The sequence below is a fragment of the Luteimonas gilva genome (assembly GCF_005239095.1).
GTDB lineage: Bacteria > Pseudomonadota > Gammaproteobacteria > Xanthomonadales > Xanthomonadaceae > Luteimonas_C > Luteimonas_C gilva.
Window position 1 is genome coordinate 688,224 of record NZ_SZUA01000003.1, and the last position, 17,976, is coordinate 706,199.

Annotated in this window: 14 protein-coding genes and 1 pseudogene; 8 read left to right on the forward strand and 7 right to left on the reverse strand. The window is 63.4% G+C overall.

Annotated features, from left to right (window positions below; genetic code table 11):
* Positions 1 to 151: 151 nt before the first annotated feature.
* Positions 152 to 2,887: a preprotein translocase subunit SecA gene (gene secA, locus FCE95_RS16920; RefSeq protein ID WP_137268201.1), complete on the forward strand. Its 2,736-nt coding sequence runs from the start codon at positions 152 to 154 to the stop codon at positions 2,885 to 2,887.
* Positions 2,871 to 3,938, forward strand: coding sequence for a Nudix family hydrolase (locus FCE95_RS16925; protein WP_137268202.1), 1,068 nt, complete (start codon positions 2,871 to 2,873; stop codon positions 3,936 to 3,938). The genes secA and FCE95_RS16925 overlap by 17 nt, the downstream gene beginning before the upstream one ends.
* 111 nt (positions 3,939 to 4,049) lie before the next feature.
* Here the strand turns inward: FCE95_RS16925 and coaE are convergent, their stop codons facing one another.
* The 4 genes from coaE to pilB form a co-directional block, all read right to left on the reverse strand.
* Complete coding sequence (gene coaE / locus FCE95_RS16930; RefSeq protein WP_137268203.1) at positions 4,050 to 4,664, reverse strand: dephospho-CoA kinase; 615 nt, start codon at positions 4,662 to 4,664, stop codon at positions 4,050 to 4,052.
* Positions 4,665 to 4,698: 34 nt separating this feature from the next.
* Positions 4,699 to 5,565, reverse strand: coding sequence for a prepilin peptidase (locus tag FCE95_RS16935; protein ID WP_137268204.1), 867 nt, complete (start codon positions 5,563 to 5,565; stop codon positions 4,699 to 4,701).
* A gap of 7 nt (positions 5,566 to 5,572) precedes the next feature.
* On the reverse strand, positions 5,573 to 6,727 hold the full coding sequence (locus FCE95_RS16940) for a type II secretion system F family protein (protein WP_425481318.1): 1,155 nt from the start codon (positions 6,725 to 6,727) through the stop codon (positions 5,573 to 5,575).
* 110 nt (positions 6,728 to 6,837) lie between these two features.
* Entirely contained in the window at positions 6,838 to 8,565 is a 1,728-nt protein-coding gene (gene pilB / locus FCE95_RS16945; protein ID WP_137268206.1) for a type IV-A pilus assembly ATPase PilB, read from the reverse strand.
* A 127-nt stretch (positions 8,566 to 8,692) separates the two neighbouring features.
* On the opposite strand from pilB, the gene FCE95_RS16950 reads away from it, so the two are divergent.
* The 4 genes from FCE95_RS16950 (at position 8,693) to FCE95_RS16965 (ending at position 12,220) form a co-directional block, all read left to right on the forward strand.
* The gene (locus FCE95_RS16950; RefSeq protein WP_137268207.1) at positions 8,693 to 9,544 is read left to right on the forward strand and encodes a glycosyltransferase family 2 protein; all 852 of its coding nucleotides are present in this window, start codon (positions 8,693 to 8,695) and stop codon (positions 9,542 to 9,544) included.
* Positions 9,537 to 10,640 carry a UDP-N-acetylglucosamine 2-epimerase gene (locus FCE95_RS16955; protein ID WP_189644819.1) on the forward strand — a complete coding sequence of 368 codons (1,104 nt, stop codon included), beginning with the start codon at positions 9,537 to 9,539 and terminating at the stop codon, positions 10,638 to 10,640. The genes FCE95_RS16950 and FCE95_RS16955 overlap by 8 nt, the downstream gene beginning before the upstream one ends.
* Positions 10,641 to 10,761: 121 nt before the next feature.
* A complete protein-coding gene (locus FCE95_RS16960; RefSeq protein WP_189644820.1) occupies positions 10,762 to 11,547 on the forward strand; it encodes a hypothetical protein in 786 nt (261 codons plus the stop codon).
* Entirely contained in the window at positions 11,540 to 12,220 is a 681-nt protein-coding gene (locus FCE95_RS16965) for a class I SAM-dependent methyltransferase (protein WP_137268210.1), read from the forward strand. Before FCE95_RS16960 ends, FCE95_RS16965 begins: the two co-directional genes overlap by 8 nt.
* On the opposite strand, the gene FCE95_RS16970 is transcribed toward FCE95_RS16965, so the two are convergent.
* The 3 genes from FCE95_RS16970 to FCE95_RS16980 form a co-directional block, all read right to left on the reverse strand.
* Positions 12,182 to 12,607 (reverse strand): pilin, encoded by a 426-nt coding sequence (locus FCE95_RS16970; RefSeq protein ID WP_137268258.1) that lies wholly within the window; start codon positions 12,605 to 12,607, stop codon positions 12,182 to 12,184. The two genes, FCE95_RS16965 and FCE95_RS16970, sit on opposite strands and share 39 nt — an antisense overlap.
* Positions 12,608 to 12,667: 60 nt before the next feature.
* On the reverse strand, positions 12,668 to 14,587 hold the full coding sequence (locus tag FCE95_RS16975) for a hypothetical protein (protein WP_137268211.1): 1,920 nt from the start codon (positions 14,585 to 14,587) through the stop codon (positions 12,668 to 12,670).
* Between the two features lie 71 nt (positions 14,588 to 14,658).
* Positions 14,659 to 15,084 carry a pilin gene (locus tag FCE95_RS16980; protein WP_137268212.1) on the reverse strand — a complete coding sequence of 142 codons (426 nt, stop codon included), beginning with the start codon at positions 15,082 to 15,084 and terminating at the stop codon, positions 14,659 to 14,661.
* 636 nt (positions 15,085 to 15,720) lie between these two features.
* Here FCE95_RS16980 and FCE95_RS16985 point away from each other — a divergent pair.
* Together FCE95_RS16985 and FCE95_RS16990 are read left to right on the forward strand one after the other, a co-directional pair.
* Positions 15,721 to 17,562 (forward strand): DUF6531 domain-containing protein, encoded by a 1,842-nt coding sequence (locus tag FCE95_RS16985; protein ID WP_189644821.1) that lies wholly within the window; start codon positions 15,721 to 15,723, stop codon positions 17,560 to 17,562.
* Positions 17,559 to 17,976 (forward strand): annotated as a pseudogene (locus FCE95_RS16990) (RHS repeat domain-containing protein); the annotation flags it as partial. The gene FCE95_RS16985 and the pseudogene FCE95_RS16990, both read left to right, overlap by 4 nt.

Below are 17,976 nucleotides of genomic sequence, written 5' to 3' on the forward strand. Positions count from 1 at the left end.
CGGGAGAAGGGTTCAAGAAGCCTTGTAAGCAGCCTTTCCGGCCCCAAGCTACAATGCGCGTTGCCAAAAAGGGCGCCCAGCGCCCTTTTCTGTTTTCGGGCCCAGCCCGGTCGTCGCCCGGTGCGGCGTTTACCCTTTTATCGGTCAAACCATGCTCAACAGCCTGCTTACCCGCGTTTTCGGCAGCCGCAACGACCGCCTGCTGCGCCAGCTGGATCGCGTCGTCGCCAAGATCAACGCTCTCGAGCCCGAACTGCAGAAGCTCAGCGACGCCGAGCTGCAAGCCAAGACTCCCGAATTCCAGAAGCGCATCGCCGACGGCGAATCGCTGGACAAGCTGCTGCCCGAAGCCTTCGCGGTCTGCCGCGAGGCGTCCAAGCGCGTGCTCGGCATGCGCCACTACGACGTGCAGCTGATCGGCGGCATGGTCCTGCACCTGGGCAAGATCGCCGAGATGCGCACCGGCGAAGGCAAGACCCTGGTCGCGACGCTGCCGGTGTATTTGAACGCGCTGGCCGGCAAAGGCGTGCACGTGGTCACGGTGAACGACTACCTGGCCCGCCGCGACTCGGCCTGGATGGGCAAGCTGTACAACTGGCTGGGCCTGTCGGTGGGCGTGGTCTATCCGGGCATGCCGCATAGCGACAAGGGCGCCGCCTACGCCAGCGACATCACCTACGGCACCAACAACGAATTCGGCTTCGACTACCTGCGCGACAACATGGCGCTGGCCAAGGAAGACCGGTTCCAGCGCGGCCTGAACTACGCGATCGTCGACGAAGTGGACTCGATCCTGATCGACGAGGCGCGCACGCCGCTGATCATCTCAGGCCCTGCCGACGAATCGCCCGAGCTGTACCACAAGGTCGACGCGATCGTGCCGAAGCTGAGCCGGCAGAAGACCGAGGAAGGCGACGGCGACTACTGGGTCGACGAGAAGGGCAAGCAAGTGCACCTGTCCGAAGCCGGCCAGGAACACGCCGAGGACTTGCTGCGCAAGGCCGGCGTATTGTCCGGCGAAGACGGCCTGTACGACGCCCACAACATCCACGTGGTGCACCACCTCAACGCCGCGCTGCGCGCGCACGCCATCTACCAGCGCGACGTCGATTACATCGTCCGCGACGGCGAGGTGATCATCGTCGACGAGTTCACCGGCCGCACCCTGCCGGGCCGGCGCTGGTCCGACGGCCTGCACCAGGCGGTGGAAGCCAAGGAACGCGTCAACGTGCAGCGCGAGAACCAGACCCTCGCCAGCATCACCTTCCAGAACCTGTTCCGCATGTACAACAAGCTGTCGGGCATGACCGGCACCGCGGACACCGAGGCGTTCGAGTTCCAGAACATCTACGGCTTGGAAGTGATCGTGATCCCGACCAACAAGCCGATGGTGCGCAAGGACCATTCGGACCAGGTGTTCCTGAACCGCGCCGGCAAGTACCGCGCGGTGGTCAACGAGATCAAGGAAGCCAACGCGCGCATGCAGCCGGTGTTGGTCGGCACCACCTCGATCGAAGTGTCGGAAATGCTGTCCGAGCAGTTGCAGGAGGCCGGCGTGCCGCACGAAGTGCTCAACGCCAAGCAGCATGAGCGCGAAGCGCACATCGTCGCCCAGGCCGGCCGTCCGGGCGCGGTGACCATCGCCACCAACATGGCCGGCCGCGGCACCGACATCGTGCTCGGCGGCTCGCTGGAAGCCGAACTCGCCGCGCTCGAAGCGCAGGGCGAAGTCGACGAAGTCACCCGCGCGCGGGTGAAGGCCGAATGGCAGCAGCGCCACGACGCGGTCAAGGCCGCCGGCGGCCTGCACATCGTCGGCACCGAACGCCACGAATCGCGCCGCATCGACAACCAGCTGCGCGGCCGCTCCGGCCGCCAGGGCGATCCGGGTTCGTCCCGCTTCTACCTGTCGCTGGAAGACAACCTGATGCGCATCTTCGCCGCCGACTGGGTGCAGCGGATGATGGCGCGGATGGGCCTGAAGGAAGACGACATCATCGAAAGCCCGCTGGTGACCAAGCAGATCGCCAACGCGCAGCGCAAGGTCGAAGCGCACAACTTCGACATCCGCAAGAACCTGCTCGACTTCGACGACGTCAACAACGACCAACGCAAGGTCATCTACCAGCAGCGCGACGAGCTGCTGGAGGCCGAGTCGGTGCACGAGAACGTGGTCGGCATCCGCGAAGACGTGGTCGCGGACATGGTCGCGCGCTTCGTGCCGCCGAACTCGATCGACGAGCAATGGGACCTGCCGGGCCTGGAAGCCGAACTGGCCAACGAATTCGGCCTGCAGCTGTCGCTGACCGATCTGGTGCAGCGGTCCGACGAACTGGACGCCGGCCAGCTGGCCCAGCACGTGCAGGACGCGGTCGCCAAGCAGTTCGACGACAAGGAAGCGCAGGTCGGCGGCGAAACCATGCGCATGCTCGAGCGCCACATCATGCTCAACGTGCTCGACCAGAACTGGAAGGAGCATCTGGCGCGTATGGACTACCTGCGCCAGGGCATCCATCTGCGCGGCTACGCGCAGAAGCAGCCCAAGCAGGAGTACAAGCGCGAAGCGTTCGAGCTGTTCGGCGAGATGCTGGACAAGGTCAAGCGCGAAGTGGTGACGCTGCTGGCGCGGGTGCGGATCCGCACCGAAGAAGAAGTGGCCGCGCTGGAAGCCGAAGAGCGCCGTCAGGCAGCCGCGGTCGCCCAGCAGATGCAGTTCCAGCATCGCGATGCCGGCGGTTACGGCGCCGACGAAGAAGCGGCGCAGGCGCAGGCCGGCCTTCCCGAGTTGAGCGTCGAGCGCGCTACCGGGCCCAAAGTCGGCCGTAACGATCCTTGCCCTTGCGGCAGCGGCAAGAAGTTCAAGTACTGCCATGGGCAGCTCGCCTGACCGAAGACCGCCCTCTGCCGATCCGGCCGGGGGCTTTGCGGGAGGGGCTTCAGCCCCGGCCGCGAAACATGTCGGGGTTGAAGCCCCTCCCGCAAGAGCGCCGGGCAGCGTCGACGAGCCCGTCGTCGAAGTCGTCGCCGGCGTCATCCGCGACGCACGCGGCCGCATCTTGCTGGCGCGGCGCACCGAAGGCCGCGATCTGGCCGGCCTGTGGGAATTCCCGGGCGGCAAGCGCGAGCCCGGAGAATCCGCCGAGGCCGCGCTGGCCCGCGAATTGCGCGAAGAGCTCGGCATCGAAGTCGAACTCGGCGCGCCGCTGATCGCGGTCCCGCAACGCTACCCGCACAAGCGTCTGCGCTTGGATGTGCGCCGCATCGCCTCGTGGCAGGGCGGGGCGCCGCGAGGATTGGACGGCCAAGCCTTGGCTTGGGTGCCGCCCGCGAAGCTGGCGAGCTACGCGATGCCGCCGGCCGATCGGCCGGTGGTCGCTGCGTTGCTGCAAACCGATCGGTATCTGGTCACGCCGACGCCCGCCGACGACAAGGCGTGGCTGGAAGGATTGCAGCGCGCGCTCGCCGCCGGCGTGCGGCGCGTGCAACTGCGAGCGCCCGGCTTGGATGCGGCGCGCTGGCGCCGGCTCTGCGCCAAAGCGATCGGCCTATGCCGCAAAGCGGGCGCGGACGTGTTGGTGAACGGCGATGCGGCCTTGGCCGCCGAGCTGCAAGTCGGCGTCCACCTGCGCGCGGCGCAACTGCCGCGTCTGGAGGCGCGTCCGCTGCCGCCGGCGCTGCAAGTCGCCGCTTCCTGCCACAACGCCGAAGAATTGCGCATGGCCGAAGCGCTGGGCTGCGATTTCGCGGTGGTCGGGCCGGTCAAGGCGACCGCTACGCATCCCGGAACGCCGGGCATCGGCTGGAGCGCGTTCGCTGCGTTGCGTGAACGGGTTTCGCTGCCGATCTACGCGATCGGCGGCTTGGCGCCGGCCGATATGGCCGAAGCGCGCGATCACGGCGCGCAGGGCATCGCCGCGATCCGCGGTTTGTGGTCCTGAGCCCCGCTTTTTTTGTGGGAGCGGCTTTAGCCGCGAGCTCTTCCTTCGGTTCGCTGCAGTCTGCCGGAAAAAGCTCGCGGCTAAAGCCGCTCCCACAAAAGCGGGCCGCGGCTACGAAACGGCGGCCAGTGCGAGATAGCGGGCATGCAATTCGGCGATCCGCGCCTCCAGGGCTTGCAGCGAACCGGCGTTGACGACCACATCGTCCGCGATCGCCAGCCGCTGTTCGCGATTGGATTGCGCGGCGAGCATCTTCTCGGCCAACGCCGCATCGACGCCGTCGCGGCGCATCAGCCTTTCGATCTGCGTTTCGCGCGGCACGTCGATCACCAGGATGCGGTCGAGCCAAGGATAGGCCCCGCGACCGCCGCCTTCGGCCAACAGCGGAATCGCGGCGATCGCATACGTCGAGGGCGCCGCTTCGCACGCGGCCCTCAGCGCCTTGCGCACGCGCGGATGCACGATGGCCTCCAGCCGCTTGCGCGCGGCTTCGTCGGCGAACACGATGCGGCGCATCGCGGCGCGATCCAGCGCCCCCGAAGCGTCCAGAACGTCGGCGCCGAAGACGGCGACCACTTCATCCAAGCCTTCGGACCCGAGCGCCACCGCTTCGCGTGCGGCCACGTCGGCGTCGGCGACGAAGACGCCCAGCGCTTCGAAGCAGCGCGTGGCCGCGGTCTTGCCCGAAGCGACGCCGCCGGTGAGGCCTACGATGAACTCGCTCATGGTTCCATTCTCACCCGTTAGGGAGAGGGACGAATCACGCTTTCATTCCCGATAGGCGGAGATAGAAATCGATGATTTCCTTGCCCCAGAAGAACACGATCCAGCCGGCGATGGCCAGATAGGGGCCGAACGGGATCGGGGTGGCCTTGTCGCGGCCCTTCATCGCCAGCCAAGCCGAACCGATGACCAAGCCCACCAGCGACGACAGCAGGATGGTGGGCAAGACGCCGTTCAAGCCCACCCAGGCGCCCAGCGCGGCCAGCAGCTTGAAGTCGCCGTGGCCCATGCCGTCCTTGCCGGTCAGCTGTTTGAACAGCCACCACACCGTCCATAGGCTGGAATAGCCGGCCATCACGCCCAACAAGGCTGCTTTCTGGCCGATGAAGAGATTTTCCACCGCGGCGATCAATCCCAGCCACAACAACGGCAAGGTCAATTGATCCGGCAGCAATTGGGTGCGCAGGTCGATGCCCGACAGAGCGATCAGGAAACAGGTGAAGAGAATCGCCCCGAAGCCCTTCCAGCCGAAGCCGAATTTCCATACGCAGCACAGCACCAGCGCCATCGTCAGCAATTCCACCAGCGGGTACTGCAGCGAAATGCGCTTGCCGCTGTAGCGCGAGCGGCCGCGCAGCATCAGATAGCTCAGGACTGGAATGTTTTCCCACCAGGCCAGCGGGTGCCCGGTCTCCGGATCGTGCGAGCGCTCCACCACGATCCCCGGCGGCGGCGGATCGTAGAGGTCCGGTTCGCCCAGGATCTCCCGGCTGTCGCGTTTCCACTGCCATTCCAGCCGCCGCGGCAGGCGCAGGATGACGACGTTCAGGAAGCTGCCTAGCAGCAGCCCCAGGCCGGCCGCGGCGGGATAGCCGAGGCCGGGGTTTTGGTCGAGGAAAGCCATGCCGCTATTAGACGACAGCCGCCAGCTTGAAGATAGGCAGGTACATGCCGATCACCATGCCGCCCACCAGCACGCCGATGAAGACCATGATCATCGGCTCGATCAGGCTGGCCAGGGCGTCGACCGCGTTGTTGACTTCCTGTTCGTAGAATTCGGCGACCTTGAACAGCATCGTGTCCAGCGCGCCGGCCTCTTCGCCGATCGCGGTCATCTGCACCACCATATGCGGGAACAGATTGACCTGTTTCATGGCCATGTTGACCTGGTAGCCGACCGAGACGTCGTCGCGCATGCGCTTGACCGCGTTCTCGTAGACCGTGTTGCCGGTGGCGCCGGCGACCGTGTCCAGCGCCTCCACCAACGGCACGCCCGCCTTGAAGGTGGTGGCCAGCGTCCGCGCGAAACGGGCGACGGCGGCGTTGTGCATGATCTGGCCGATGATCGGGATCTTGAGGATCATCCGGTCGATGAAATGCTGGAACCGCGGCGAACGCTTGAAGAAGAAGATCGCGGCGATGATCGTACCCGCCAGGAACAACAGGATCAGCCACCACCAGCCCACCATGAAGCGCGAGGCGTTGACGATGATCTGGGTGAAGGCGGGCAGTTCCGCACCGAAGTTCTTGAACACTTCCTCGAACTGCGGGACCACGAACACCAGCAGGATCGAGCTGACGATGATCGCCACCGCGATCACCATGGCCGGGTAGAACAGGGCTTTCTTGATCTTGCCCTTCAAGGCCTCGGTGTTCTCCTTGTAGGTCGCGATCGTATCCAGGACGGTTTCCAGCACGCCCGCGCTCTCGCCCGCGCGGACCAGGTTGCGGAACAGTTCGTCGAACTGCACGGGATACTTGCTCATCGCCTCATAGATCGACGAGCCGCCCGCGATGTCCGCGCGCAAGCCGTCGACCATCTTCTGCATCTTCGGGTTCTTCTGCCCGCCGGCGATGATTTCCAGCGCCTGCACGATCGGCACGCCGGATTTCATCATCGTCGCCAACTGGCGGCTGAAGATCGCGATCTCCTTGGCGCTGATATTGCGGCCCGCGCTGCCGAACAGCGGCTTGCCCTTGGGCTTGACGATCTTCGGGGTGATCCCCTGCCTGCGCAGCTCGGCGCGCAGCAGGTTGGCGTTCTTGGCCTGCTGTTCGCCCTTCATCACGGTCCCGCGCTTGTCGGTACCCTGCCAGACGAAAGTCTCCAGCGAGTTGGCGGTCCGGATCTTGGCTTGCGCCTTGGCGGCGGCTGCAGATTTGCTGGCGGCCATGGTTAGTCCTTGGTGACTCGGTTGATTTCGGCCAGGCTTGTGAGCCCGTTCTTGACTTTCCACAATGCGGACTGGCGCAAGTCGCGGACTCCGGCTTTCTGCGCCGCTTCGGCGATGGCCATGGCATTGCCGCCGGCGAGGATGATCTCTTGGATCTCGTCGCTCATCGGCATGACCTGGTAGATGCCCATGCGTCCTTTGTAGCCTTCCGTGCATTCGCTGCAGCCCACCGGCTCGTAAAGCTTGATGCCGGCATGGACTTCGTCGCTGGTGAAGCCTTCGGCCAGCAGCGCATGGTCCGGCAAGTGCACTTCGCGCTTGCAGTCGTGCAGCCGCCGCGCCAAGCGCTGGGCGATGACCAGGCTCACCGAGCTGGTGATGTTGTACGGGGCCACGCCCATGTTCATCAGGCGGGCGATGGTCTGCGGCGCGTCGTTGGTATGCAGCGTGGACAGCACCATGTGGCCGGTCTGCGCCGCTTTGATCGCGATCTCGGCGGTTTCCAGGTCGCGGATTTCGCCGACCATGATCACGTCCGGATCCTGGCGCAGGAAGCTGCGCAGGGCGGCGGCGAAGGTCATGCCGCGCTTGACGTTCATCTGCACCTGGTTGATGCCGGGCACGCGGATTTCGACCGGATCCTCGACGGTGGAGATGTTGCGTTGCTCGTCGTTGAGGATGTTCAGCGCCGTATACAGCGAAACCGTCTTGCCGGAGCCGGTCGGACCGGTGACGAGCACCATGCCGTACGGTTTCTGCACGGCGTCCAGGAACAGCTTCTTCTGATCTTCTTCGTAGCCGAGCTTGTCGATGCCGAGCTTGGCGGCCGCGCTATCGAGCACGCGAAGCACCACCTTCTCGCCGAACAAGGTCGGCAGCGTACTGGTGCGGAAGTCGATCTGCTTGGTCTTGGAAAGGTTGAGCTTGATGCGCCCGTCCTGCGGGACGCGCTTTTCGGCGATGTCCAGCTGCGCCATGACCTTGAGGCGCGCCGCGACCCGTGCCTGCAGCTTGACCGGCAGCTTGGCCACCGTCTTGAGGATGCCGTCGATGCGCTGGCGCACGCGGTAATCGTTCTCGTAAGGCTCGAAGTGGATGTCCGAAGCGCCGCGGCGGATCGCGTCGACCAAGACCTTGTTGACGAACTTGACCACCGGCGTGTCGTCGCCCGCGGCGTCCACGCCGCTGTCGCCCGCAGCCAAATCCTCGTCGCCGCTGCCTACGTCCAGGCTTTCCATGCCGTCGGCGTCGCCGGTCATGTCGGCGAGCGTATCGTTCATGTCCAGCCATTGCTGGAGCGTGCGGCGGATGCTTTCTTCGTCGACCAGGATCGGCTCGACAGCCATGTTCACGTTGAACTTGATCTCGTCCAGCGCGCGGCTGTTGGTCGGATCGGAAGTGCCGACGAACAGACGGTTGCCGCGCTTGAACAGCGGCAATACATGATGTTTGGTGATCAGGTCTTCCTTGACCAGCTTCAGCGCGTTCTGGGCAGGGTCCATGATCGACGGATCGAACAGCGGCATGCCGAATTCGATCGAATTGGCGGCCGCCATCTGCGAGGCGTTCACCAATTTGTTCTCGGCGAGGTACGCGGCGATCGGCTTGCGCTCGCGGCTGGCGCCTTCGAGCGCGCTACGCGCGGTGGCTTCGTCCATAGCACCGTCCAGCACCAGCCGCCGGGCGATGCCGGTGATGCCGACCAGATTGGCTGTCGGGACCGCGCTCATAAGAATCAACCTCCTCCCCCGAGGTCTTCGGACTTTACCTCAAACCAACGACGGCGAACGCCGCCGCCATCACTTTTTCATAACAAACCGGATTTTGGGCTAATCTGCGGCCAAGCAAGGGGAAGCCATGCGTCTATCGATCGTCCTGCCCGCGAAAAACGAAGCCGAGGGCCTGCGCCGGGTGCTGCCCGCCCTGCGCTCGCGCCTGCCCGAAGCGGAAATCATCGTGGTCGACGACGGCTCGACCGACGATACCGCCGCCGTAGCGGCCCAACACGGCGCCACGGCGCTGAGCGCCCCCTATTCCATGGGAAACGGGGCGGCGATCAAGAGAGGGGCGCGGGCGGCTTCCGGAGATGTGATCGTGTTCATGGATGCGGACGGTCAGCACGATCCGGCCCATATTCAAAGCCTGCTGGACAAGCTGGCCGAGGGCTACGACATGGTGGTCGGGGCGCGGGATTCCTCGGGCCAGGCGAACGCCGGCCGGGGGGCGGCGAACGCCCTCTACAACCGCCTGGCGAGCTGGATGACCGGCATGCGGGTCGCCGACCTGACCTCGGGTTTCCGCGCCGTGCGCGCCGACCGTTTCCGCGAATTCCTGCACCTGCTGCCGAACGGGTTCTCCTACCCGACCACCTCCACGATGGCCTTCTTCCGCAGCGCCTATCCGGTCGCCTACGTGCCCATCCCCGTAGCCCGTCGGGTCGGTAACAACAGCCACATCCGCCCGATCAAGGACGGCATCCGCTTCCTGCTGATCATCTTCAAGATCGCCACGCTGTATTCGCCGTTGAAGCTGTTCGCGCCGATCGGCATGGGGTTCGGATTGCTGGGGCTGGGCTACTACGCGTATACCTTCGTGACCGAGCACCGTTTCACGAATATGAGCGCCTTGTTGTTAAGCGCGGCCGTGATCATTTTCCTGATCGGATTGATTTCGGAGCAGATCACGAATCTGACTTATCTTCGTGACTGATGCAGCATTGATTGTATTGATCGGCACCAAGGCCCAGTTCATCAAGACTGCGCCGGTGCTGCGCGAACTCGACGTGCAAAAGGTCCCATACCGTTTGGTATACACGGGCCAACACAGCGAAACGTTCGAAGCGTTGGAGGCTTGCTTCGGTACCAGGCCTCCCGACGAGGTGCTCGTACCCGATACCGAAGCGGCCACCAAATCGGCGCTGCTAGGATGGTCGGCGCGCTTCTGGCGCGCGGTCGCTGCCCGCGCAAGAAGCGAGGAATGGCGCGGCTGCCGCATCGGAGTGGTCCACGGGGACACGATGTCCACGCTGTTCGGCGCAATGGCTACTCGGTATTGCGGCGGGCGCGTCGCTCACATCGAGGCAGGTTTACGTTCGCCGAAGCTGATGGATCCGTTTCCGGAAGAAATCATCCGGCGCTGTGTCTCTCGTTTGTCGAAGTTGCATTTCGCGCCGGATTCCACGGCGGCAGCGAACCTCGCCCATGTTCGTGGCAAGGTGATCGACACGGGCGGCAACACTTTGCGTGACGCCTTGCGGCTCGCCCTGGCGGCCGTTGAGCCCGGCATGAGCGAAGGAGGCATAGGGGGTTATGGCGTCGTGTCGATCCATCGCAACGAGAACCTGTCCAATGCGGGGGATTTCGACTTGCTGATGGGGGAAGTGGTTAGAGCATCCGCTGTAATGCCGTTGAAATTCGTGCTGCATCCGGCGACTCGGGCGCGACTGCGGACGACGGGATGGATGGATAGGCTGCGGCTCAACCAAGGCCTGGAACTGATGGAGCGCATGAATTACCCGGATTTCGTGCGTTTGCTCGTGGGAAGCAGCTGTTTGCTTACCGACGGAGGCAGCAACCAGGAGGAGGCCGCAATGCTCGGCCTGCCGACCTTATTGCTGCGGCGTGCGACCGAGCGGCCCGACGGTCTGGGCGGGAATGTCGTCTTGTCCGGATTGCAGCCTCGTATCATCCGCGATTTCGTGGAGAACAACGCGCACCGCCGGTGGACCTTGCAAGCCATCGGAACAGATTCGCCCTCCGCGGCTATTGTGCGCGTATTGAGGAGCGAGATGCATGCGTCGGGCTGACGGCATACGGCCGCTAGCGTTGCGAGTATTTTTGTGGCTAGGCCTAGCCCTCTGTGCCGTCGCGGCGGCGAAATACTGGGAACAGTCCCGAGCGATCGTTCTCGCGTTGGGAATGGAGGGCGTGACTGCGGTCGTCGCCGTTCTGTTGCTGATCTGGTTCCTTTCCGTAGTCGCTTGGCGGCAAGTGGTGCTGGCTTATAGCGGTGAGCGGATAGATCTCCTCGTTGCGGCGCGCCATCTCGCATTGTTGTTGCTCGGGAAATACATTCCAGGCGGCGTATGGGGCTTTTTGGCCCGATTGGGGGATTCGGCATCGCGCCTGCCGGCCACGCAGATGCTGGCGGCCGGTTTGGCCGAACAATGGATGTCGCTCTCGACGATTACGCTCGTTTCGCTGGTCGCCTTGGCTTCATTCGGGTGGCAAAGCGCATCGGTTTTCGTAGCGCTCGCGCTGGTGCCTATGGTCGTAGTCGTCACTTCGGCATGGATAGGCCCGATCGTGACGGTTTTCGGTCGCTTGCTGCCAGCGCGTTTTCGCGACGCGATCGGATCCATGGATGCCCGCGGATCCTTGCGCGTCGCGGCTTGCATTGCGTTGCTTCAGCAATCGTCGATACTCGCCTTGGTAGCCGGGGTGGCGATGAAGGCATTCGGCCTGGGATTCGCGGAGGGTGCCGCCGTCGCAGGTAGCTATGGCCTGGGCGTAGCCGCGGGTATCGCCGCGGTTTTCGCGCCCGGGGGCATTCTCGTTCGCGAAGGCGTATTCATAGCGCTGAGCAGCGCCGTCATGCCGCCCGCTCAGGCGACAGCACTTGCGGCCGCGATGAGGTTGGCTTTCACCGCTTCCGATTTGGCGGTCGGAGGGTTGACCGCATCTTGGAAAGCAAGGAGGAGCGAGCATGTTTAGCGTGCTTCGGACCGCTTGGGCCCGCTGGTCGGCATTGTTGAGATTCAGCGATTCGCAGGAATATTGGCGGCAGAGATACCGCCGCGGCGGCGATTCCGGCGCGGGATCTTCGGGCGTGCCGGCGGAGTACAAAGCCGGCGTATTGAATGCTTTCGTAGCAAGACATTCGGTGTCGTCGGTCATCGAATTCGGCAGCGGCGACGGCCGCCAGTTGGAGCGGGCCGCGTACCCCCGCTATCTCGGCGTTGACATCAGCCGGGACGCGGTCCAGGCGTGTTCGCGACGTTTTGCGGGCGATCCTAGCAAGCGCTTCGTCGTGCTTGATGAGTACGGCGGCCAGCGAGCGGATTTGGCGCTCTCGCTGGATGTGGTGTTCCATTTGGTCGAGGACGACGTATACGACGATTATCTGGGCCGTTTGTTCGCCGCCGCCGAACGTTACGTGATCATCTATTCGACCGACGAAAACCGTTCCGGAGCCATGAAGCATGTGAGGGATCGGAAGGTTACGGAAGATGTCGCCTTGCGCTTCCCGGGGTTCGCGAGGATGACGGAAGAAGAATCGTCGTCGCCGCCGCCGGTCGAATTCAACCGGGGTCTGGCGACGACTTTTTTCTTTTACGAGCGACGCGAGTCAGCGGGTGCAGGACGTGGGGAGATACTTCCCGGGTAGTCCCCCGCATTCCCATCCCAAGCTGCCGTTGTTGTCGTGCATCTTCAAGGTCAAGTTGCTGGTATTGATCTTTGCCGAGGCGGCAGCCGGATCGAACGCGACAGTGATCTGGCCCGTGCCATCGATTGTGACGCTCGCCACATATTTTCCGCGGATGGATCCCGGAGCGGACATGCCCGCTGCGGCATTATTCGACGGAAATGCGCCATAGTCGCCGTAATACGTAGCGATAGCGACCTTGGCCCCGGTGGCAAGACTCAAGCCTTCGGCTACTTGCGACCGAGCCACGTAATCCTGATAGGCGGGCGCAGCGATAGCGGCCAGAATGGCGATGATGGCCACCACGATCATCAGCTCGATCAGCGTGAAACCCCGTTCTTTTGCCATCTCCCTTCCCCTGTCGGTCACGGCCAAAAATCCTGCTATTCAGCCAGGCAAGATTCGTGCCTAACGCGCCGGACTGCCGGTGGGGACGGGGCGGGCGGCGTTCCGCCGCAAAGCTTGGATTTGCCGGAGAACGTCGGTGTAGGTGCCCTTGCCGTTCGCTGCGTTGACTTGGGCGATCAGGGCATCGAGTTCCGGCGAGGCGTCGCCGGAAGCTGCCAGCAACTGGGCCAAGTTCGCTTTGTATTGCGCATCGTTTGGCGCCAGCCGGACGGCGTCGCGCATTACGCGAATGCCTAATTCATGATCGCGCATTATGTTGAAGGCGAAAGTTGCATACAGGGAGTGCACGATGGCCGAATCTGGATTCACGGTTAGCGCAATGGCGAAGGTGTCGTAGAGGTCGCGATCTTCGAAATGGCATTCGTCCCTTTGGCGGCAGGCCAGGACTCCGTGCAGCGCGTTCAGGCCTTCGGGGCCGATCGCGCGTTCGCGGAACTTGCGCTGGAAGCTTCGCCAGATATCTTGCGGGACCGGCCGTCGCAAACGGCTGTCCATGATGATCAGCGCCTGCTCCGCGAGAGGCGAACTGCGCGGCAGGAAGGCCGCGTGCTCGAATTCTTTGTGGGCCAGGAACCACTGCGCCGAAGAGGGATCGCCACCGGACTGTTGCAACAGCAACCGGCCGAGTTCGAAGCCGGCGCGGGGCGAATCGGGATTGCGCGAGGCCAGGGCCGTCGCTAGGCGCATGGGCTCACCCCAAGTGCTCGCCTGAATGATGGATAGCGCCGCTAGACCCGCCAATGCTGCGGTCGCCAAAGTTCTGCGCGCGTCGGTATTCAAGCGCGCGCCGATCCGGGCGAATATCTGCGCGATGGCGATCAGGATACCCAGAAGCGCGAGATAGTTTCGGTGTTCGAACGCGAGCTCCAGCGGCACCACGTTGCTGGTGAGCGCATGGCCCACGAAGAACCAACCGATGCCAAGCGCGTAAAGCGGCCAACGCCTGCGCAGTAAGAACGCGGAAGCGATCAGCGCCGCTAGCACGGCCAGCGATACGGCCGTAGCCGGCGGCGAGAACAGTCCGCCGGAGATGGGGAAGTTGTCGTAATAAAACAGCAGCGCGCCCGGCGTGGGCGCGACGATCTGACGGAGATACATCGTCAGGACCGGCGCCTGAGTCAGCAGGCGTTCGCCTAAGCCGAAATCACGTGCGGCGTAAGCGGCTCCCGAGGCGTAGTGTGGAAGCGCCCACCCGACGAACAGGATCAGCGCGACGGCGATGCCGGCCGCATACAGGCCGATCAGCGCCTTCGAACGTCCGGCGGAAACGCGGAAACGAAGGACGAAAATTTCCAGCAGTAATGCGTAGCCCGGCGCCAACAGCGCGGATTCCTTGAAACCCAATCCGAAGAGCACGGCCAGTCCTGCGGCCAGGAACCAGGGCAGGCTCGCGCGGCCTTCGATCTGCAGGCGGCGCGCGCGCAAGTAGGCCAGCAGCGCGAGCAGGGTGCCCATGGCCGCTCCGATCTCCATGCGCTGCACCACGTACAGCACAGTGGACGCCTGCAAGGGGTGCACGACCCAGGCGGTCGCTACCGCCCAGGCGGCGAAGCGTCCCAGACGTGCGTTTTCCACTGGCGCCAGCGCGAAGATGCGGGTGCACAGCGCCAGGACCAGGCAGCCGTTGATCAGGTGCATCCCAAGGTTGGTCCCCTTCAGCGCGAAGGCGTCCATCTGGGTGAAGTAATGGTTGAACGCGAAGCTCAGGATCGCCAGCGGCCTGCCGCCGGCGCCGGCGAAGCCGTTCAACGCGGCCCGGCGCAATTCGTCCAGGCCCAGATGGGTCATTTTCCAGTCGGGGTCTTCGACGAGGTTGGCGAAGTCGTCGAAAATGAAGCCGCCGTGCAGGCCGGCCCAATAGGCCAGCAGGCCGGCCGCCAGGAGCGCGATCGGCGCGCACCATTTCAAGTAGGGGTTCACGTCTGGGATTCTGGCAAAAAGAAGGGGCCGCAGTGCGGCCCCTTCTGCTTGCTTGCCGAAACCGGCCGGTATTAGCGGCAGGAGCTCGGACGATACTTCGAAGCCAGCGAGCCGCCGCAGGTCCAGGCGATGCTGCCGCCGCGATCAGCGGGGGTCAGCGTCAGGTTGCTGCTGCTGATCTTGGAGCTAGCCGACGAGGTTTGGAACTGCACGGTGATCTGGCCGTTGGCGCCAACGGCGGTCGACGAAACGTACTTACCGGTGATAGAGCCCGAGCCGGCGACGCCAGCGGCGCCGTTAGTGGTCGGCCACGCCGCATAGTTGGCATAGTACTCGGCCACGGCGGTCTTGACGCCCGAGGCCAGGCTCATGCCTTCCGACACCTGCGAGCGGGCAACGTAGTCCTGGTAAGCCGGCAGAGCGATGGCGGCCAGGATGGCGATGATCGCGACGACGATCATCAGTTCGATCAAGGTAAAGCCCTGTTCGTTCTTCATGGATGTTTCCCCTAGGAGTGATAGCTATTCACGTGCCGCTGGAGGCCGACTGTTCCGGTCCGTGGGCAGCCGTGCGACACCGCACGTGCACCCGAATAATACGCAGAAGCCGTGCCAAACGGCGGTTTTGGCGGATGAGTGTCGCGAACTGTGACTTCAGACTCTAGTGGAGTGTTGGCTCGTTAACGAAGGCCGATGTCAGAAACTGACGCATGACGTCACATTTTGGTGCGGGGCTCGGGGTTAGGTCAGATTTGGCCTGCGTGTCGACGTTGAGCATTGGCTGCAAGCCTATTGGATGTTGTCCCCATCGGAGTGCCCTGACGCTAGCGGAGCCGACCGCAGTTTGACCGCCACTACTATCGTATCGATAGCGCATTCGCTGAGCAGCGCAGTCGTTGAGAGTGCGGAGATGGAAGGATGATACGCATCCTGCGCGAATGCGGGCTGCAATGTGGTGCAGAAGCACAGGTTGGTGCATCCACTTAGCGCCATATTTTGCGCGGTTGTTTTGTTTCAGAAATCGTCCTTACTAGGCGCCATGCGAATGCCAAGCTAGTCACGAAACCGAAGCTGTGCCTTTGATATGGTCGGCCGAGGCCCCGGTCGGCGGGCGCCTCAGGGATGGGGGTCGTCATGAGTCGGATTTCGCCTGCGGATTGCCGTCTGCAATCGCGCAAGAGTCTTTTCTCCGGAATTTTGCTTGCGTTCCTCCTCGCGTGCGGATGGCTGCTGGCTTCGGCGCCAGCGTTCGAGGTGAAGGCGCAGGCTACGGATTCGTATGCGCCGATATTTAAATGGGCGGTCGACAATTGGTATCAAGGCAGACCGCAGTGGCACCGGCGGTGGTTTTCGACCTACCAGGCTTCCTATTCGGATTGGTTCTGGTACGGAGAGATAACTAATGGCCCTGAATTACCCTGCGGGCCTGGAGATGTGCGCAATTGGGTGTTTAACGAGTCTTATCTGGAGCCGGGCTACAACGGAAAAATGGCGTCAGCAAACTATTTTCTCGTGGAATGCGATGGTTCCGGCTCGACTGGGCCATGGCCGTACAACTCATCTACTCGACATTGGACCTGCGGTGACGATTATTGGCGAGAGCCTTGGTCTCCCTCGCTTCCAGAGGTTTGCGAGATTCAATTGGGTAAAGTGGATCCTTCGCAGAATAAGGGGCCGAAGTGCCCAACTTGTTTTGGCGATCCTATCAATCCAGGAGTCGGTAACAAATTCGAATACCGAGTCGAAGTGCCCGCTGTAGGGGCGTCGCCGTTGGAATTTGCTTGGACATATAACAGCAAAGGGGCGTCCTCGGTCCACACGCCGGGCGACATGCTCGGCGCGATGCGTTCCACCGTCTTCTCGCGCGGAGTGGAAGTGGCCGAGCAGGGCGGTACACGGACCGCTTATGTCGGCAGGCCGGACGGCAACACGGTCAGATTCAACAGCAACGGGACCTCCTGGGTGCCTGTGGCGGAAGCGCACTACGAGCTCAACGAAGAGATAAGCGGTTGGCGGTTTTCTGATGCTTATGGCAACGAGGAGTATTTCGACACCGGCGGCAAACTGCTGAAGCTGACGAATCCAGACGGCAAGACGGTCGAGATCGCTTACGACTCTGCCGGCAAGATAGAGTCGGCGAGCGACGAGTACGGAAGAAGCCTGGCGTTCGTTTACGACGCGGACGGACGGCTCCAGCAACTTTCGACTCCGGATGGCCAGGTCTTGACCTTCAGTTACCAAGGGCTGTTCCTGTCCGAAGTCAATTATCCGGGCGGGCATGCCGTCTCCTATCTTTACGACGAAAGCGCTCATGTAGGCAGTCCCTCGTCGGAGGGCGCTCTTACGGGCGTTTTGGAAGATGGGGTGCGCGTTTCGACGACGAAATACGATAGCGATCGCAGGGCCTACGCCACGACCTTGGCCGGAGGCTTGGGCGCCGAGTCGGCCACATACGTGCCGTCCAACTACCACGATTTCGTATCGCGCGCCGACATTGCGCTGGCCAATGGCGCGAATCGCCGAATCGACTACGTCGCGTATCGCGGCCGCATCGTTCCGACTTCCATCATCGATAGCTGTTCGGGTTGCGTAACTTCCACGACCGCGTACACCTACGATCAGAACGGATACGTCCAAGCCAAACAAAAAGACGGCGCAATCACGAACTTCGCCATCGATAGTCTCGGCCGGGAAACGTCCCGAGAAGAAGGAATCGACGTGGCCAATCCGTCCGCAGGCGAGCTGCGTACTACTCAGACGGACTGGTCGTCTAGCCACGGCAAGCCTACCGAACGCCGCGTATATAGCGCCGCCGGCAATCTGACCGCCAAATCCACCTGGACCTACAACTCGCGCGGCCAGACGCTGACCTCAACCCAGACCAATCCAGCCACCTCCACCACCCGCACCACCACGACCACCTACTGCGAAGCGGCCGACCTCACCAACGGCACCTGCCCGCTGCTGGGCTGGTGACCTCGGTCAACGGCCCGCGCACGGACGTGAGCGACACCACCACCTACACCTACTACGCCAGCGACGACGCGGCGTGCGCGTCCGCGCCTACGACCTGTCCGCACCGCAAGGGCGATCTGTGGAAGGTCACCGACGCGCTGGGCCGCATCAGTGAGACCCTGGCCTACGACGGCGCCGGCCGGGTGCTGTCGGTGAAAGATGCGAACAACGTCGTCACCGACTTCACCTACCACCCGCGCGGCTGGCTCACCGCCCGCAAGGTGCGCGGCACCAACAACGCCTCGGAAGCCGACGACCAGATCACCGCCATCGAGTATTGGCCCACCGGCCTGGTGAAGAAGGTCACCCAACCCGACGGCGCGTTCACGGCCTACACCTACGACGCCGCCCATCGCCTGACCGACATCGCCGACA

What these genes read in the sequence shown, in the direction of transcription:
- FCE95_RS16985 (WP_189644821.1), top strand. Translation starts at nt 15,721, where the DNA reads ATGAGTCGGATTTCGCCTGCGGATTGCCGTCTGCAATCGCGCAAGAGT.
- FCE95_RS16925 (WP_137268202.1), top strand. Translation starts at nt 2,871, where the DNA reads ATGGGCAGCTCGCCTGACCGAAGACCGCCCTCTGCCGATCCGGCCGGG.
- coaE (WP_137268203.1), bottom strand. Translation starts at nt 4,664, where the DNA reads ATGAGCGAGTTCATCGTAGGCCTCACCGGCGGCGTCGCTTCGGGCAAG.
- FCE95_RS16965 (WP_137268210.1), top strand. Translation starts at nt 11,540, where the DNA reads ATGTTTAGCGTGCTTCGGACCGCTTGGGCCCGCTGGTCGGCATTGTTG.
- FCE95_RS16950 (WP_137268207.1), top strand. Translation starts at nt 8,693, where the DNA reads ATGCGTCTATCGATCGTCCTGCCCGCGAAAAACGAAGCCGAGGGCCTG.
- pilB (WP_137268206.1), bottom strand. Translation starts at nt 8,565, where the DNA reads ATGAGCGCGGTCCCGACAGCCAATCTGGTCGGCATCACCGGCATCGCC.
- FCE95_RS16935 (WP_137268204.1), bottom strand. Translation starts at nt 5,565, where the DNA reads ATGGCTTTCCTCGACCAAAACCCCGGCCTCGGCTATCCCGCCGCGGCC.
- FCE95_RS16970 (WP_137268258.1), bottom strand. Translation starts at nt 12,607, where the DNA reads ATGGCAAAAGAACGGGGTTTCACGCTGATCGAGCTGATGATCGTGGTG.
- FCE95_RS16980 (WP_137268212.1), bottom strand. Translation starts at nt 15,084, where the DNA reads ATGAAGAACGAACAGGGCTTTACCTTGATCGAACTGATGATCGTCGTC.
- secA (WP_137268201.1), top strand. Translation starts at nt 152, where the DNA reads ATGCTCAACAGCCTGCTTACCCGCGTTTTCGGCAGCCGCAACGACCGC.
- FCE95_RS16940 (WP_425481318.1), bottom strand. Translation starts at nt 6,727, where the DNA reads ATGAAGGGCGAACAGCAGGCCAAGAACGCCAACCTGCTGCGCGCCGAG.